Raw genomic sequence first — 17,209 nt, 5'->3', positions numbered from 1 at the left:
CACCTTGAATTAATCTTTTATACTTTATTATTCCGCCGCATCAAGCGTAATATCCAACTGATTGCAGTTTTATTTATGCAAGTTCTTTCCCTTTTGTTTCAGGTGCCCATGCAATAGAGACGATTGTTCCAAGTAGTAATACAGCTGCTAAAATAAGCAAGGTATTTGATAAGCCAAATTTAATAATTAATGTAGGCAGCAGGAATGTTCCGAGTGCTGAACCGATACAGCTGCATGCTGTCGCTACACCAACCTCAGATGCACGCAATTCCGTTGGGAAACTTTCTGCTGGATAAATTTCCACTAAATTGTTGATTGCAGAGATGAATAGTGTATATATAACAAATGATGCAATTAACAGGAAACTTATGCTTTGTAGAAAAATGCCAAGTAAAGCAAGCGATACAAAACAAATAATAAAGGAATTGAAATATGGGAGGGGCAATGATGTTAACAAATATTTATGCATCTAGTCTTAAAGTAAAACCTGTTTTTAATAGAAGAGTTATATCGGGAAGAAACTCGGAAGGCAAATAGGTTTTCCAACAGTAAATATAAATGTAATGCAGGCTTGTTGAATAATGACGTATATGGAGTGGCTGTGACACTAGACGGCTCTACCTAGTTAGGTGTGATGAATATTGGAGTGAAGCCAACGGTTGATGCCAATTTTAAAAAGACAACAGAGATTCACTTAATAGATTTTCAAGAAAATATATACGGGAAAAAAATAAAATGCAGCGTGTTGTTTCAAGTGAAGAGAAAAAAATTGATTCATTAGAGCAATTAAAGCAGCAAATCAAGGAGGATGTAATATATGCAAAGAAGCATTTTAAACTTAAGGGACTACTCACAACAAACAAGGAAACCTACTTTGCTAGAAAATGAATATCTAAATCTTCCTGATCTGGTTTTTTATAACAAATGCAATCAACAATTTCGTATAAATCGGGGAGTGTATAACACCATTGATAATTGGTTTTATGACTATGGTGTAATGAATATTGTATATAGAAGACTCTATATTTTAGCTTTTTTTGATTTTGTGAAAGATAAAAACAGCGAGTCGGGTTCTCAAAAGTTTATTAAATTTGGGCAAGGCGGTCTCACCTTAAAACTTAAGGAGTTCACCACTACATATCTGAATGATAAAAAATTATATTCTATTAAGTAAAATATTAGCAAAATGCAGTAGCAATTTCTTTATAGAATGCTGTTTTTTTGTGCGTTAAAGAAGATATGTTGAGTATACCTTATTAAATATCAGGAAAAGTGATTTCTTATTTATGTTCACATTTTTGTTGAAATTAATGTTAAAAACCTAGTTGATTACTATGAATAGTTGGATTAATCTTATAAATAAGTTAATTAATTATTTATGCTGATTAGACAAACTGAAGGCATATTATCCGAGTAGTTAGGATAATATGCTTTTTTGATTTTTGTTTAATTGAATAAAAATCAAAAAGGGGAATGGGTGATAGTTAGAAACAGATTATAAATTTGTAAAGGTTAAGAGACAACTGTAAAAAGGATGGATTAAATAAGTTAGGAGAGATTATGATGTCAACAACTTATTCTATATTGTCACCTCAGGAGGAAAGAATACAGGAAGAAATACAGGGTAAACAAAAACGCGATGGAAGAAAACGAGCGTATGAAATATTAGATAGTTTTCAAAATACACGTCCCCGCATTGATGCGGAGAGAGCTAAATATTTTACAGAGTCATTTAAAGAAACAGAAGGGGAGCCGCTTATTCTAAGATGGTCTAAGGCTTTAAAGCATATAGCAGAAAACATCACTATTTATATAGAAGATAATCAGCTTATTGTAGGGAGATCTGGATCTGAAGGCAGATACGGAATACTTTATCCAGAACTGGATGGGGATTTTTTAGACTTGGCAATTGAACAGCTGCCGAAGCGAACACAGTCCCCTTTTGATATTTCAAATGAAGATGCGGAGATAATAGTCAAGGAGATTGCACCCTACTGGAAAGGAAAGACATTTCATGAAGATTTGGCAAAAGCACTTCCAAAGGAAACATTAAAGTTTACATATGATCCAGACGATTCGCTAAAATCAAGATTTATTGTAAATGAAACTGCATCATTTCGTTCGTCTATACAATGGGTTCATGACTATGAAAAGGTGCTTAAAAAGGGATTTAAAGGGATAAAAGAGAATGCAGAAAAGCAATTGCAAGCACTAGATCCACTTAGTTCTGTAGATAGTATGGAAAAGGCACCATTTCTTCAAGCCATTATTAATGTCAGTGAAGCAATTATACTTTGGGGGAAGAGACATTCAAAATTAGCTACAGAATTAGCACGTAAAGAATCAGATCCTAAGCGAAAAAAGGAATTAGAGGAAATAGCAGAAATATGCAGCTGGGTTCCGGAAAATCCGGCGCGAAACTTCCGAGAAGCAGTACAATCCCAATGGTTTACACAAATGTTTTCGAGAATGGAACAGAAGACAGGCACCGTTATTTCTAATGGGAGAATGGATCAGTACTTATACCCTTATTATAAAAAAGATAAAGAAGAAGGAATATTAACAGATGAACAGGCTATTGAACTATTAGAATGCGTATGGGGAGCAATGGCACAGTTTGTTGATCTTTATATATCTCCAACGGGTGGAGCTTTTAACGAAGGATATGCACACTGGGAAGCTGTCACCATTGGAGGGCAGACAACGGATGGAGTGGATGCTACTAATGAACTCACCTATTTATTTTTACAGTCAAAAAGAGAGTTTCCTTTAAATTATCCAGACCTTGCAGCGAGAATTCATGCAAGATCTCCAGAGAGATATTTATATGAAGTAGCAGAGACGATAAAAGAGGGATCTGGTTTTCCTAAGTTAATAAATGATGAAGAAGTTATCCCTCTCCTTCTTGCTAAAGGTGCAAAATTTGATGAAGCATATGACTACGCTGTTTCTGGATGTGCAGAGTGCAGAATGCCAAACAGAGATACTTATACTAGTCCTTGTGCCTATATTAATTTTGCAGCAGCTGTAGAAATGACGCTTTATAATGGAAAAATGAAGCTCTATGGAGAGGAATCGATAGGCCTTAAAACAGGGGATCCAAGAGATTTTACAACATGGGAAGAATTTTGGAATGCTTATCTTGCTCAGCAGACAAACTTTTTAAAACATGCTTTTATTCAGCAGCATGAAATCATTCGTTTGCGAGCACAACACTTTGCTGCTCCACTAGGATCAGCACTCCATGACCTTTGCGTGAAAGAATATAAAGACATCCATTCTCCTAATATAGCAGGCGGAATTGATCTTGGGTACTTTGAATTTATCGGATATGGCACCGTAATAGATTCTCTAGCTGCTATTAAAAAGCTTGTATTTGAAGAAAAAAGAATAACAATGGAAGAATTAATTCAGGCGCTGGAAAATAATTTTGAAGGCTATGAAGTGATAAGACAGCTGCTTGTTCATGCACCAAGCTATGGAAACAACGATTCGTATGCAGATTCTATTGCAAAAGCATTAGATTTAGAAGCTCTTACGTTTACAAAGAAATATTCTCAGGAATTAGGTGTACATTTAGATTTACGCTATGTTCCATTTACATCCCATGTTCCATTTGGAAAAGTAGTTAGTGCAACACCAAATGGAAGAAAAGCTTGGACACCGCTGGCTGATGGATCTTCGGCTTCTCATGGTGCAGATATCAATGGACCAACGGCTATTCTTTTATCGAACTTTACATCAAAAAATTATAGTCATCGTGAAAGAGCGGCAAGGCTTTTAAATGTTAAGTTAAGTCCAGCTTGCGTGGAAGGAAATGTAGGCAGTGAAAAACTAGTATCCTTTATAAGAACTTGGTGCGATTTAAAATTATGGCATCTTCAATTTAACATAATCAATAAAAAAACACTTTTGGATGCACAAAAAGAGCCAGAGAAATATCGGAATTTATTAGTAAGAATAGCAGGGTATAGTGCATACTTTACGGACCTTTCACCAGACTTGCAAGATGATTTAATTGCAAGAACGGAGCATGAAAATATAAGCTAGCACGATTAATTATTATAAACAAGTAATAAATCGGTATGCTGGTTTATCAGGAGAAAAGTATCCTTCAAGGTAAGAGTAATCTAAATACTAATCTTTTTTTATAAAAGCCAGCATGCCGAAATTGCTGAATTCTTCTGCTGTTAAACCGACTTAATAGATATGAATAGTGATAGTTTTACGGAGGGTTAAAATGATGGCAAGCAAACAGTCTCGTAATAATAGACGAGGATATATTCTTAATATACAGTCTTATTCTGTTCATGATGGTCCTGGCATTCGAACGATTGTATTTCTAAAAGGATGCCCTCTACGTTGCAAATGGTGCAGTAATCCTGAATCACAAAAAAGTAAGCCAGAGCTGGCATATAACAGTAAAAAATGCATATTAAACAGCGGCTGTACAGAATGCTTCCAATTATGCAGTCATAATGAAAGGGAAAAAATTGATGTCCATAAAATGATTCTAGAAAAAAATATAGATAAAGATCCTGCAATTTTTGCGGATGCTTGCCCATCCAATGCTTTATCTGTGTATGGAAAGCAGATGCCGATAGAGGATGTTATCGAAGCAGTAGAAAAGGATAGTGTATTTTATGCAAGATCTGGAGGAGGATTAACGATTAGTGGTGGAGAGCCGCTAAGCCAAGCTCCATTTACGATTGAACTGCTTAAAACAGCAAAAAAACGGAGAATGAATACTGCTATCGAAACTTGTGGTTATACAAAGTGGGAAAATTTAAAAGAAGCTGCAGCGTTTTTAGATACGGTTTTATTTGATATAAAGTGTATAAATGAAGAAAAGCATAAAGAATATACGGGAGTGTCTAATAATCTTATATTAAAAAATTTCACTAAATTATGTGAACAATTTCCCAAACTTAAGAAATTAGTGAGAACACCAGTTATTCCTGGATTTAATGATTCGGAAGAAGAGATCAAGAAGATTGTTGATTTTTTAAAGGGAAAGCCAAATGTAAGCTATGAATTATTAGCATATCATCGCCTTGGGGAACCGAAATATGAGTATCTAGGCAGGCAATATCCGATGGATAACGTAAAACTGGATAAAGAAAAAATGGAAAGGCTTAAGAGCATAGCACGTACGATTAATAGTCATACACCATGTTAAGCATTTCATAAAAGAATAAATAAAGTTAATTTGGCGATATATACAAAGTTGGAGGATTATTATATGAAAAAAATTATTATTGCTTCTGATAAATCAGGTTTTGCGCTTAAGGAAGCTATCAAAGAACACCTAAATTCTGCAGGCTACAAGGTTTCAGATGTTGGCACAAAAGATGTCAATAAGCCACTTCCCTATTTTAAGGCTGCGCCTATCGTTGCAAGTGCTATCCAAAATAAAGAATTTAAAAAGGGAATCTTAATTTGCGGTACAGGCATGGGAATGGCAATAGTCGCTAATAAGCATAAGGGAGTATATGCAGCGGTAGTTGAAAGTGTTTACGGAGCAAAAAAATCTCGTGCTATCAATAATGCCAATATTCTTGCATTAGGAGGATGGATAATAGCGCCGGAACTTGGATTGGAGGTTGTGGACAGCTTTTTACATACCGAATTTACCGAGGGGCTGGAAGCGTGGCGGCAGGAATTTTTGAAAGCTGCCTATGCAGAAGTTCAGGAGTTGGAGCAAAAGCTGTAGAGAAGGAACGGGTTAAAAATCTTATGAAAGGAAGGAATCAAAACTTTATGAAGTAGTTTGATGCAATAAGTGAGGATGGAGTGGCTTTATAAACAGCCTGTGAAAGTAATATTTGGAGTAGATAAAATAAAAGATTTATACTCTATACTTAACAATTTACATTATAAAAATGGTTTGTTAGTTTGTGGTCCAACCTTTGCTCAAAATGGAACAGTAGAAAAGATTTTGGACTATTCTAAAGGGTTAATAACAAAAGTTTTTTCGGATATTGTACCAAATCCAACCGTCGATAATGTCGATAACTGTGCAGAAATGATCAGAGAAAATAACCTTGAATTCGTGTTGGCGCTCGGAGGGGGAAGTGTAATTGACTGTGCTAAAGCGGTAGCGAGTTTATGTAAAACCGAGGATTCTATCGTGCTTTATCATAATCAGGAGAAGAAATTTGGAGATAAGCATCTACCTCTTATCGCTGTTCCAACGACTTCTGGTTCAGGAAGTGAAGTTACAGCAGTATCTGTAGTTACTAATCCGTATATTTCTAAAAAAGCACCGCTTGCCTGTGATAACTTTTATCCAGCGTATGCCATTATAGACCCTGCATTAACATTAACCGTACCCAAACAAATAACAGCATCTACTGGTCTTGATGTGTTAGCACATGCTTTAGAAGGATTTTGGAGCAAAGATCATCAGCCAATCTGTGATGCGATGGCACTGCATGCAGCAAAATTGGTTTTTGACTATTTGGAAAAGGCATATAAAAACGGTAAAGATATAGAAGCAAGAGCAAAAATGAGTGAAGCTAGCTTAATCGCAGGCCTTGCCTTTGGTTTGCCAAAGACTACAGGATCTCATGCCTGTTCTTTTCCATTGACCAACATTTATAAAATATCTCATGGAGAAGCCTGTGCTTTTACATTAGATTATTTTACAAGAATAAATGCAGAGGTAGAAAATGGAAGAGTTAATCATTTTGCCAGACAATTAGGTTTTAAAGATGCCTATGACATGGCCGACGGAATTAAACAGTTAAAGCTTTCCATGAATATGAAAGTAAGCTTAGAAGATGCTGGGATAAAAGAGGAAGAGATTAAGAAGCTTGTAGCATTATGTATGCATCCTAATTTATTTAATAATCCAGTAAAAATGGAAAAAGAAGATTTGATTGACATGTTCAAAAGCTTTAAATAAACAGCTGCCTTGAGTCTTAATCGTCAGCTGTGAAAGTAGTAGGAGGCATTACCATGAATGAGGATGAAAAAAATTTTTTAATAGAAAAAAGCAAACACATACGAAAACTAACGATAGAGCAAATTAGTACATTGGGAGTTGGGCATATTGGGGGTGCTTTATCCATAGTAGAAGTGCTCGTTGTCTTATACTATAAAAATTTAAATATTGATCCTTCTAATCCTAACATAAGAGGAAGAGACAGATTTGTGTTATCAAAGGGACACGCAGGCCCAACCCTTTATTCTATTCTTGCAGATAAAGGATATTTTCCACTGGCGGAACTTTATACTTTAAACCAGCCAGGAACTAATTTGCCAAGTCATTGCGATATGCTGAAAACGCCTGGTATTGATATGACGACAGGGTCTTTAGGTCAGGGGTTATCGTGTGCAGTCGGTATGGCAAAGGCTTCGAAAATAAAGAAAGATAGTGCATACATTTATTCTATCGTTGGAGATGGTGAGAGTCAGGAAGGACAAATTTGGGAAGCGGCTATGCTGGCTGCACAATTAAATTTGAATAATCTAGTTGCTTTTACAGACTACAATAAACTGCAAATAGATGGTGCGGTGAAAGAAATAAATAATTTGGACTCTTTACATGATAAATGGAAAGCGTTTGGATGGAATGTTATAGAAGTGATAGACGGACATGATGTGAAGGCAATAGATATAGCGGTCACAGAAGCGAAAAAATCCATTCACAAGCCTACCATGATTATATTAAACACAATAAAAGGGAAAGGCGTCTCTTTTGTGGAGAATAAGGGTGCTGCTAATCATAATATGCCCTTTAGTGAAGCGGATAAAATAAAAGCATTTCAAGAGCTTAGATAGGAGGGAATTATATGGATGAAAAGGTGGAAATAAGACAGGTGCTTTCCGATACACTGAATAAAATAATGGAAAAAGATAATAGGATTGCCGTATTAGATGCAGATTTGGCTAAGGCAAATGGAACACTTTCGCTGAGAGAAAAGTATCCTGACAGGGCTTTTGATATTGGAATATCAGAGCAGAACATGGCTTCAGTAGCAGCGGGGATGGCGGCTTATGGAATGATCCCTTTTATAGGCACCTTTACTCCCTTTGCAAGCAGGAGAATATGTGATCAGATAGCTGTATCGATTTGCTATGCAAAAAGGAATGTAAAGATAATTGGCACTGATCCAGGGATTGCTGCAGAACTAAATGGTGGTACACATATGAGCTTTGAGGATATAGGTGTTTTAAGAAGTATTCCCAACATCGTAATTTATGAAGCTGTGGATGCTTTGCAGCTTAAAAAAGCACTTCCAAAAATCATTCATTATGATGGACCTGTATATATAAGAATGTTTAGAAAAGCGGCACCTAATGTATTTGATGAAAACTATGAATTTGATCTATTTAAAGCAGATGTAATAAAAGAAGGAACTGATGTAAGCATTTTTGCAACAGGAATAATGGTGAAAGAAGCGATTAAGGCTGAAAAAATATTAAGACAGGAAAATATTAATGCGGAGGTCATCAATATACATACGATTAAGCCAATAGACAGGGAAGCAGTCATAAAATCTGCAAAGAAGACAGGCGCGGTAGTAACATGTGAAAATCATAACATTATTGGCGGACTTAAAAGTGCCGTTGCAGAGGTATTAGTAGAAGATCATCCTGTACCTATTAAAGCTGTGGGCATAAACGATCATTTTGGTGAGGTTGGCTTTATTCCATATCTACAAGAAAAGTACGGAATGCAAAAAGAACATATAGTGAAAGCGGCAAAGGAAGTTTTAAGTAAAAATCAGATTGTTTAGTATGAAGAAACATGATTTCTTGTACATTAGAGATTATTACAGGAGAGGTTTTAGCAATGAATAGTAAAGTAGCATTTTTTCCGCTTGCCCGCACTACATTTTTTATGCAAAGTGCTGAGGAGAGTTTTAAAAAATCCAGCGATATGCTGAAGGAAATCTTTCATCATATAAGTATACCAAAGGAGCTGCTTACTTCCACAGAAATGCTCAGTGAATTTGCAGATACGCTTCCACAGCAGAATTTGATTATTTATCAATGCAGCACTTTTGTAGGAAGTGAATTTGTTTCCGAGTTAACCCGACGCTTTCAATGTCCTATCGTTGTTTGGTCTTTAAGGGAGCCGTCAATAGATGGAGGACGATTAAAACTTAACTCATTAACAGGAGCGTTTTCAGCAGCCAATAGTATCCGTATGCAAGGGTATCACCATGAATTTGTTTTTGGAAATCCAGAGGAAGAGTCTGTTGTGAGTAAACTGCGTCAAATAGGCAGTGCAGTTGAAATGATGAAAAAATTAAGGACCTTAACAATAGGAATCATCGGTTCACAGCCACCAGGATTTGGTTTTGGTGAGCTGGATGAAGCAAAACTTGCCGAAACTTTTGGAACAAGACTTGTGAGAACAGAGGCTGCCAGCATCATGAATAAAGCTGCTTCTTACAGTAATGAGGACATAGCTAAATCTACAAAAGAGCTAATGGCTCGTACGGAAGGATATGATAAATTTCCTGCGGAGAATTTGCAAAAATATGCTCGACTACGTACTGCTTATCAAGCTTTTATAAAAGAAACAGGTGCAGGTGCAGTGGCATCCCATTGTTGGCCTGATTTTTTTACAGGCTTTGGAGCTCCAGTTTGTGCTGTACTTTCTATGTTAAATGATAATGGGATTGCTGCTTCTTGTGAGACAGATATTGGCGGTGTCTTAAGTATGTTTATTGGTGCTGGTTTTAGTGAAGAAGCAACCTATTTAGGTGATCCTGTAGCAGTGGATGAAAAATGCGACAGCATCGTTTACTGGCATTGCGGTGCAGGAGCAAGCACACTTGCAAAAAATAAAGAAGGAGCTAAATTAGGCGTTCACCCAAATCGCAAGATCGGACCAACTATGGAATTTGGTCTTAAAAGTGGGGAAGTTACGGTCTTAAGGCTTGGTAAAGATAAGGATGGCTTTCGTATGTTTATTTTTAAAGGAGAAGCTTTAGAGGAGCCGCAAAAATTCTTTGGTACTTCTGTAACGATAAGACCTGAAGGGGGAAAAGCTGCTGAAAAGGTAGCAGAATTTGTTAAAGATGGCTGGGAACCGCATTTTGTGGTTGCATATGGTGATGTGACAGAACAAATTAAGATAATGTGTAGTTTTTTAGATATTAAGATTTGGGAGTATTAATAATTATAATTACATTCTATAAGGAGGTTTTACTAATGGAAAATGGTAAAAAAATTAAAAATCTTTTTTTCACAAGTTCTCTTAATACAGACTATTTATCTGAAAAGGATAAATATATTTACTCTAATGAAAAACCAAAATATAAATTTAATGTTATTGGATCAGGCATGATGGGACAAGAGCATATAAGAGTTACCATGCTTGAGGGAAGAGGTACAATCCATGGAATTTATGATATAGATGTCCATAGTATTAAGCATACACAGCAAATGTTTGCTGCAAATTTTCCAGGTGAAAGTTTAATAGAATATGCAACGCTCGAAGCTGCTTGCAGTGACCCTGAAGTGGATGGGTTAATCATATGTACACCAAATTACAACCATATTAATATTATAAAAGAAGCCGTTAAATATAAGAAGCATATTCTACTTGAAAAACCGATGGCTACAACTATTCAAGATGCCTATGAAATAACCCAAATTGCGAAAGAATATGATGCTGTATTTCAAATAGGACTGCAATATCGATTTAAATCCATTTATTCTGAAGCCATTCACGAAGCTTTAGAGAGAAAATCGGTGGGAGATATTAAAACGATTAGTATATTAGAACATCGGCTTCCATTTTTAGATAAGGTGAATCAGTGGAATAAATTCACAAAGTATTCTGGTGGAACGTTAGTAGAAAAATGCTGTCATTATTTTGATCTTTTAAACCTTTTTGCACAATCAAAGCCAGTTCAAGTATATGCTTCTGGAGGTATGGCAGTTAATTTTGTAGACTTTCAAAATAATGATGAGAAATCAGACATCATTGATCATGCATACGTGACCGTCGTCTATGAAAATGGGATACGGACAAGTTTTAATTTATGTATGTTTTCGCCCATGTTTTATGAAGAAATTGTCATTTGTGGGGACGAAGGGCGGCTTAAAGCATACGAAAATGAAGATTTCTTGCCTGCTGAACGGCCAAAAACTCATTTGGAAGTTTTATGTGGGGAAAGCAAAAATTCTAAACTATCGACTCCTTGCTACCCAACAGTTATCCAGCAAAGTGGACATAATGGTTCAACCTATTATGAACACAAATATTTTGTTGATAATATGGAAGGGAAAAAAACAGATACTGCCATTGTTGACGAAGGTTTTTGGTCCATTGTCATAGGGGCAGCGGCTGAGGAATCTATTAAAACAGGGAAAGTAATATATATTGATGAGTTATTAAAAAAAGAGGGAATTACTTATAGCGCTGTCCATGCGTAAGTGACGAAAGGTACATGAATACTTTCAAGGAGTGATAACAGAATAGCAGAAAGAGGATGCATTCATTTCTCTTATAAATCCTACTTGACTAATAAGAATTATAAGATTACAATATTTTTATTCTATTAACGATTCTTTTTTCATAGTAGGCTGATCGGTCAACCGAAGGCGTCAAATTTCTTTATTAAGAAGCTTGATGCCTTTTTGCGTTTTTTTAGAAGAATCATAGTTTAATAGCAGCATAAACAATGATGGAGAGTGATATCTTGAAAATATAATAAGAAATAGGAAATATTTTCTTAAAGTCTTGTCGTAATTACTAATAAAGGAGAAACAATAAAATGAAAAAATGGTTGCTTCCACTAGCATTAATATTCGGAATAATAAGTATTTTATCTGGGTGTTCTTCCAAACAATCCTCAGGAAACGGTACCACAACAATCAGTTTCTTGCATTGGCGTGGAGAGGACGCTGAGGTACTAAATACATTAATTAATAAATTCGAAAAAGAAAATCCTACGATTAAAGTGAAAATGGATATTGTTCCTTCCGATCAATATTTAACGTTAGCACAAACAAAACTGCGGGATGGGAAAACTGGTGATATTTTCACTTCTTTTCCAGGAGCTCAATTTGAACAGCTCTCAAAAGCAGGATACTTTACCGATTTATCTAATGATGATTTTGTAAAAAACTATAATGAAAACTTAATTACTAACGGGCAAAAGGACGGAAAGCAACAAGCTATTCCTTACCAATTAGTTTTCAATCAACCAATATATAATACGGCCATCTTTAAAAAGCTGGGAATAGAACCACCTAAAGATTGGGAAGGATTTCTTCAAGTATGTGAAACACTAAAGAAAAATGGATACATACCGATCGCGTTTCCTGGTGACGGGGCGCCTGCACAATTTTTGAATAGTATGGTGATGAATAATGAACCGAATGAGGATGCTTTAAAAAATTTACAAGTTGGCAAAACAAAATTAACGGATGAGTGGTGGGTAAAAACATTATCACAAATCAAGGAATTAAACGATAAAGGTTATTTTCAAAATGATGTACTCGGAACGAAAACTGATGGTGCTGTAGCATTAGTAGCACAAGAAAAAGCAGCAATGCTTGCAACAGGATCCTTTGCTATTTCAAGTGTTCAAAAACAAAATCCAAAAATTGAATTGGATACATTAGCCCCAATTACAGTATCCGCTGATCAAGCAAAATATGAAGGAATCCACACATCCACTTTCTTATTAGCCATTAATCAAAAATCAGAGAAAAAAGAAGCGGCGAAAAAGTTTCTTGCCTTCTTAAGTCAACCTGATGTTGCATCAGAATATGCCAATGGCACGTCACAGCATGTAACCGTGAAGGATGTTCAATACGACTCTCCATCTCTACAAAAATTGGAGCCTTGGATAAGCAAAAAAACACTCTTTCAACCAAGATACACGATTACTAATACGAATGTAGAAAAAGCGGTAACTGGATCTATTCAAGAAGTATTAGGTGGAACTAATGCGAAAGAAGCTGCACAAAAAGCACAAGATATTGTAAAACAAAATGTAAGTAAATAACCAATAATTAGGATGACCAAAACAAAGGGGGCAGGCACTCCTATAGCAAGGGTGTCTGCTTCTTTTTTTTGGATTTTCTTTCTTCCTTTTAGCTAAAGAGATTGCAATGAACGAGAGGAAAATTATATGAAGAATTCAAAAGGATTATTTTTATTCATTCTACCTGGACTACTAATCTATAGTATATTTTTTATTTTCCCTGCCATTTCCACCTTGTTTTATTCTTTTACAGATTGGGATGGAGTGGTAGAAAGTTTTCGTTTTGTCGGGGTAACAAACTATGTGCGAATGGCCTCTGATTCTATTTTTAAAATGTCTTTTATTAATAACCTGAAATTTATGCTATGTGTTTTAATCTTGCAATTTAGCCTCTCCCTGCTATTTGCCATTTTTCTTAAAAAGAACTCTAAAACCAATATTTTATTAAGAGCGATTTACTTTTTCCCGACTATTTTATCATCTGTATCCATTTCCTTTATATGGTTGTTTATGTATGACCCAAATATAGGAGTGCTTCATGCTTTATTCCAGAAGATAGGTCTTCCAGGGGTGAATTGGTTGGGAAATAAAGAGATTGCTATTTATTCCATTGCCATTGTACAAGCTTGGTTTCATATTGGCCAGATGATTGTTATCTTTGTCGCAGGCCTGCAAACTATTCCAGAAGAGCTTTACGAGGTTGCAAAATTAGAAGGAGCATCAAGGTGGCAAACCTTTCGTAAAGTTACTTGGCCGCTAATCGCTCCTGCAGCCGTTATTGTTTGTGCTTATACCACGATTCAATCTTTTAAGGCCTTTGACCTTATCTTTGCCATGACAAGAGGGGGTCCTAATTACGCGACAGAAATTTTATCAACCTATATATACAATACGGCTTTTACAAATAGTCAATTCGGATATGCTTCAGCTATTTCCATGATTTTTATGGCCGTTGTGGGAGTTATTACTTTTTCCCAAATAAAATTGTTAAGAGCAAATCGTGTCGATTACTAAAAAGGAGGAATAAGTTTGCTTGCACAACTCTCTAAACGTACACTTTTAATTATCTTTGCAGCTGTTATTTTGTTTCCAATCAGTGTCATTCTATTGTCTACCTTTAAAACAACGCAGCAGCTGTTTGAAAGTCCATTTTCATTGTCGTCCAGCTTTCACATAGAAAACTATAAGAATCTTATAACAGATCAGCCATTTGGCTTATATTTTACAAATAGTTTGATCGTGACTAGTTTTTCGGTCCTGTTCACCTTATTTTTTGCCAGCATGATTGCTTATGCTATTAGCCAAGTAAAGCCATGGGCTGGGAGAAGTTTATTTTCTTTTTTTGTAATGGGGTTGATGGTGCCTGCTCAAGTGAATATGCTGCCGCTTTATCAGTTGATTTCCAAGCTGCAGCTTACAAATTCCCTGCTAGGATTGGTCATTGTAAACATTGCTGGTACACTACCAGTTGCAGTATTAATTTTATCTGGATTTGTTCGTACAATACCTGCCTCCTTATTTGAAGCATCTAAAATAGATGGGGCAAATAACTGGCAAATATATAGACGTATTTTTCTGCCGCTTTCTTCGGCACCTCTCGCTTCAACGGGAATATTTTTATCTGTTATGTATTGGAATGACTTGATCAACCCGTTGCTTTATATTACGGATGATTCAAAGAAAACATTGCCTTTGATGCTGATAGGATTTCAAGGAGAATATTTAACAAACTATCCGATGTTGTTTACAGGTGTTGTACTCTCTTCACTTCCGATGGTCTTAACCTATTTATTTTTGCAAAAATATTTTATAGCAGGTATGACTGCTGGAGCTGTTAAAAGCTAATAGAAAAAGATATCAGGAAAATACAAGGAAATGAGAGGAATAAAAAATGGCAGAACTTCAATTAAAAAATATAAACAAGATTTATGATAAAAATGTAAAAGCTGTTAATAATTTTAATTTACATATTCAAGACAATGAGTTTATTGTCTTTGTTGGTCCTTCTGGATGTGGAAAATCAACAACTTTGCGGATGATTGCAGGCCTTGAAAGTATATCATCTGGAGATTTATTAATAGGAGATAACCGCGTGAACGATGTAGCTCCAAAAGACCGGGATATCGCGATGGTATTTCAAAATTATGCACTATACCCACATATGACTGTTTATGAAAATATTGCATTTGGTCTGAAGCTGCGCAAAACGGACAAAGGCGAAATAAAAAAAAGAGTAGAACATGCAGCGGATATTCTTGGTTTAACTGAGCTGTTACATCGCAAACCGAAAGCTCTTTCTGGAGGACAACGCCAGCGTGTGGCCTTAGGAAGAGCCATCGTTCGGGATGCAAAAGTTTTTTTAATGGATGAACCTCTTTCCAACCTTGATGCAAAACTACGTGTTCAAATGCGAACGGAAATAAAGAAACTTCACGACCGACTACAAACAACAACTATTTACGTTACACATGATCAAACAGAAGCAATGACCATGGCAACACGAATTGTTATTATGAAGGACGGACTGATACAACAAGTGGGAACACCTGCTGAAGTTTATCAGCACCCTGCGAATGTATTTGTAGGTAGTTTTATTGGTTCTCCTGCTATGAATTTTTTCCGTGGGAAGATCACTAAGAATGGTTTTCATATTGGAGAACAAACGCTTGCAATTCCTTTTGAAAAGCTACTTCTTCTTGAAAAACAGAATTATATTGGAAAAGAAATTATCCTTGGTGTTCGTCCAGAGGATATCTATCAGGATCATAGCCTAAATCAAAATCTCTTAGAAACTAGAATTAAAGCAACTGTTGAAGTAACTGAATTAACAGGTTCTGAAATATTGCTTTACTCAAGTCTTGCAGGACAAAGCTTTATTGCACGTTTGGATCCAAAGGAAACGGTTAAAAGTGGTGATACAATTAATTTATTTATTGATACAGAAAAGATTCATTTTTTTGATTGTGAGACGGAACGAAAGATTGAGAGTGTTTAAAACACGGTGATTTTACAGTATATGGATGTGTAAGGCAGCTAAACCAAAGAAATTTTTTCACAATTCCTTTTCTTAAGTGCTTTATTTAGTATTAACGGGCAGAAAAACCTCTATTTCTAAGCTTGAGCATTGAAGGGAAGGAGTGGATAGCTAACTATGCCGTATAGGTAATAAACCACTATATTTACTCGTATTGGTTAAATGTCATCGTTGCCATAATTGTAAGAATAAGAAAGTATTTACGGCGTTTTTTGAATCAATGTTTCTCTCAACGACTCGTTTTGAGGAAAAATTAAAAGTGAAAATTCAAGAAACCCTACGGCACATTGAAGAAATAACCCAATCAGAGGCAGAAGCTTGTATGATAGAAAACGTACAGGATCCAGAAATATCTCCGTCCAAGCTAGAGGAAGTCACCATAAAACTGGAAGAAAAAGTGGAAGCTTTAACGAAGGAAATAGAAGAAGAAACAAATACAGAGGTACGTAAGGAGAAGCGAAAAGAGCGCAGTCAATGGAAGAAGCCCTTAAAGCTCATTCGGGAAGATTTCTCGCCTCGACTAGCAAAATACAACGAACAGAACGCCATTGTTGATAATTGAAATAGTTACTTCAAAACAGACTAAGACGCACAACCTTTATGCGAATGAAAGAAGATCATATGAAAAATGGTCAACGCAAACCGGGTTTATAACGAACAAATGGGAACGGAAAACCAATTAGTTTTGTTTTACATGATTCATCAGCGACCTACAGACAGGCGTTGTTTTATTCCACACTTGGAAAAACTGGCGTCATCACTTTACCAATGCCTAAAACGGTCATCGCGGATGCGGGATATGGGAGTGAAGAAAACTATTTATATGCGATCGGAGAAGAGAAAGAACCGAGATTTGACTTTCTTATTCCCTATGGAACTACCTGAAAGAGCAAACGCGTACATATAAAAGGAGATCAAGAACGTAAAGAACTGGACATACAAAGAACAAGAGGATTGTTTTATCTGCCCGAATAGCAGAAAGGGAAAAGTCCAACAATTTCTACCCCTTGAATTAACCGATATTCTAAATTGCCTACAAGGACAAGTTAAAATCATATTTAAACCATTAGGTTGTATTTCTGGTGATCCAAACCCAACAAATTGGGGAGTCAGAAACAGTGGTGATTTAGTATTATTTGATTTTGAACGTATTGGTTATGGAAATCTAGCTATTGATTTAGCTATAACTATACCAGGGGTTGGAAATGAAGATAGT

The 17,209-nt window shown here is 35.9% G+C and carries 17 protein-coding genes; 16 read left to right on the top strand and 1 reads right to left on the bottom strand.

Going from position 1 to position 17,209, the window contains the following annotated elements:
- Positions 1-73: 73 nt before the first annotated feature.
- Entirely contained in the window at positions 74-457 is a 384-nt protein-coding gene (locus ACTXGU_RS21645) for an MFS transporter (protein ID WP_443483596.1), read from the bottom strand.
- A 52-nt stretch (positions 458-509) separates the two neighbouring features.
- On the opposite strand from ACTXGU_RS21645, the gene ACTXGU_RS21640 reads away from it, so the two are divergent.
- From ACTXGU_RS21640 to ACTXGU_RS21565, 16 genes are all read left to right on the top strand, one after another.
- The gene (locus ACTXGU_RS21640) at positions 510-578 is read left to right on the top strand and encodes a riboflavin kinase (RefSeq protein ID WP_443483597.1); all 69 of its coding nucleotides are present in this window, start codon (positions 510-512) and stop codon (positions 576-578) included.
- Between the two features lie 56 nt (positions 579-634).
- Complete coding sequence (locus tag ACTXGU_RS21635) at positions 635-781, top strand: riboflavin kinase (protein WP_443483595.1); 147 nt, start codon at positions 635-637, stop codon at positions 779-781.
- Between the two features lie 36 nt (positions 782-817).
- Positions 818-1,174: a hypothetical protein gene (locus tag ACTXGU_RS21630; protein ID WP_443483594.1), complete on the top strand. Its 357-nt coding sequence runs from the start codon at positions 818-820 to the stop codon at positions 1,172-1,174.
- 389 nt (positions 1,175-1,563) lie between these two features.
- Complete coding sequence (hpsG, locus tag ACTXGU_RS21625) at positions 1,564-4,050, top strand: (2S)-3-sulfopropanediol dehydratase (RefSeq protein ID WP_443483593.1); 2,487 nt, start codon at positions 1,564-1,566, stop codon at positions 4,048-4,050.
- A gap of 190 nt (positions 4,051-4,240) precedes the next feature.
- Positions 4,241-5,179, top strand: a complete 939-nt coding sequence (gene hpsH, locus ACTXGU_RS21620; protein ID WP_443483592.1) for a (2S)-3-sulfopropanediol dehydratase activating enzyme — start codon at positions 4,241-4,243, stop codon at positions 5,177-5,179.
- Positions 5,180-5,242: 63 nt separating this feature from the next.
- The gene (locus ACTXGU_RS21615; protein ID WP_443483591.1) at positions 5,243-5,713 is read left to right on the top strand and encodes an RpiB/LacA/LacB family sugar-phosphate isomerase; all 471 of its coding nucleotides are present in this window, start codon (positions 5,243-5,245) and stop codon (positions 5,711-5,713) included.
- A 75-nt stretch (positions 5,714-5,788) separates the two neighbouring features.
- Positions 5,789-6,907 carry an iron-containing alcohol dehydrogenase family protein gene (locus ACTXGU_RS21610; RefSeq protein WP_443483590.1) on the top strand — a complete coding sequence of 373 codons (1,119 nt, stop codon included), beginning with the start codon at positions 5,789-5,791 and terminating at the stop codon, positions 6,905-6,907.
- 53 nt (positions 6,908-6,960) lie between these two features.
- The gene (locus ACTXGU_RS21605) at positions 6,961-7,785 is read left to right on the top strand and encodes a transketolase (RefSeq protein WP_443483589.1); all 825 of its coding nucleotides are present in this window, start codon (positions 6,961-6,963) and stop codon (positions 7,783-7,785) included.
- A gap of 11 nt (positions 7,786-7,796) precedes the next feature.
- The gene (locus ACTXGU_RS21600; protein WP_443483588.1) at positions 7,797-8,744 is read left to right on the top strand and encodes a transketolase family protein; all 948 of its coding nucleotides are present in this window, start codon (positions 7,797-7,799) and stop codon (positions 8,742-8,744) included.
- Positions 8,745-8,800: 56 nt separating this feature from the next.
- Entirely contained in the window at positions 8,801-10,135 is a 1,335-nt protein-coding gene (locus ACTXGU_RS21595) for a hypothetical protein (protein ID WP_443483587.1), read from the top strand.
- A gap of 35 nt (positions 10,136-10,170) precedes the next feature.
- Positions 10,171-11,400 carry a Gfo/Idh/MocA family protein gene (locus ACTXGU_RS21590; protein WP_443483586.1) on the top strand — a complete coding sequence of 410 codons (1,230 nt, stop codon included), beginning with the start codon at positions 10,171-10,173 and terminating at the stop codon, positions 11,398-11,400.
- A gap of 341 nt (positions 11,401-11,741) precedes the next feature.
- Positions 11,742-12,980: an ABC transporter substrate-binding protein gene (locus ACTXGU_RS21585; protein WP_443483585.1), complete on the top strand. Its 1,239-nt coding sequence runs from the start codon at positions 11,742-11,744 to the stop codon at positions 12,978-12,980.
- Positions 12,981-13,106: 126 nt separating this feature from the next.
- Positions 13,107-13,973: a carbohydrate ABC transporter permease gene (locus tag ACTXGU_RS21580; RefSeq protein WP_443483584.1), complete on the top strand. Its 867-nt coding sequence runs from the start codon at positions 13,107-13,109 to the stop codon at positions 13,971-13,973.
- Between the two features lie 15 nt (positions 13,974-13,988).
- Positions 13,989-14,804 (top strand): carbohydrate ABC transporter permease, encoded by an 816-nt coding sequence (locus ACTXGU_RS21575; RefSeq protein WP_443483583.1) that lies wholly within the window; start codon positions 13,989-13,991, stop codon positions 14,802-14,804.
- Between the two features lie 46 nt (positions 14,805-14,850).
- A complete protein-coding gene (locus ACTXGU_RS21570; RefSeq protein ID WP_443483582.1) occupies positions 14,851-15,954 on the top strand; it encodes an ABC transporter ATP-binding protein in 1,104 nt (367 codons plus the stop codon).
- A gap of 298 nt (positions 15,955-16,252) precedes the next feature.
- Positions 16,253-16,555, top strand: a complete 303-nt coding sequence (locus ACTXGU_RS21565; protein ID WP_443483581.1) for a hypothetical protein — start codon at positions 16,253-16,255, stop codon at positions 16,553-16,555.
- The last annotated feature ends 654 nt before the right edge of the window (positions 16,556-17,209 follow it).

This window comes from Niallia sp. 01092 (genome assembly GCF_052318935.1).
GTDB lineage: Bacteria > Bacillota > Bacilli > Bacillales > Cytobacillaceae > Niallia.
Note: the sequence above shows the minus strand (reverse complement) of the source record. Positions and strands in the feature narration are given on the sequence as shown.

Coding starts and splice junctions, on each gene's coding strand:
- ACTXGU_RS21630 (WP_443483594.1), top strand. CDS start 818: ATGCAAAGAAGCATTTTAAACTTAAGGGACTACTCACAACAAACAAGG.
- ACTXGU_RS21600 (WP_443483588.1), top strand. CDS start 7,797: ATGGATGAAAAGGTGGAAATAAGACAGGTGCTTTCCGATACACTGAAT.
- ACTXGU_RS21585 (WP_443483585.1), top strand. CDS start 11,742: ATGAAAAAATGGTTGCTTCCACTAGCATTAATATTCGGAATAATAAGT.
- hpsG (WP_443483593.1), top strand. CDS start 1,564: ATGTCAACAACTTATTCTATATTGTCACCTCAGGAGGAAAGAATACAG.
- ACTXGU_RS21595 (WP_443483587.1), top strand. CDS start 8,801: ATGAATAGTAAAGTAGCATTTTTTCCGCTTGCCCGCACTACATTTTTT.
- hpsH (WP_443483592.1), top strand. CDS start 4,241: ATGATGGCAAGCAAACAGTCTCGTAATAATAGACGAGGATATATTCTT.
- ACTXGU_RS21605 (WP_443483589.1), top strand. CDS start 6,961: ATGAATGAGGATGAAAAAAATTTTTTAATAGAAAAAAGCAAACACATA.
- ACTXGU_RS21580 (WP_443483584.1), top strand. CDS start 13,107: ATGAAGAATTCAAAAGGATTATTTTTATTCATTCTACCTGGACTACTA.
- ACTXGU_RS21615 (WP_443483591.1), top strand. CDS start 5,243: ATGAAAAAAATTATTATTGCTTCTGATAAATCAGGTTTTGCGCTTAAG.
- ACTXGU_RS21635 (WP_443483595.1), top strand. CDS start 635: ATGAATATTGGAGTGAAGCCAACGGTTGATGCCAATTTTAAAAAGACA.
- ACTXGU_RS21570 (WP_443483582.1), top strand. CDS start 14,851: ATGGCAGAACTTCAATTAAAAAATATAAACAAGATTTATGATAAAAAT.
- ACTXGU_RS21610 (WP_443483590.1), top strand. CDS start 5,789: ATGGAGTGGCTTTATAAACAGCCTGTGAAAGTAATATTTGGAGTAGAT.
- ACTXGU_RS21590 (WP_443483586.1), top strand. CDS start 10,171: ATGGAAAATGGTAAAAAAATTAAAAATCTTTTTTTCACAAGTTCTCTT.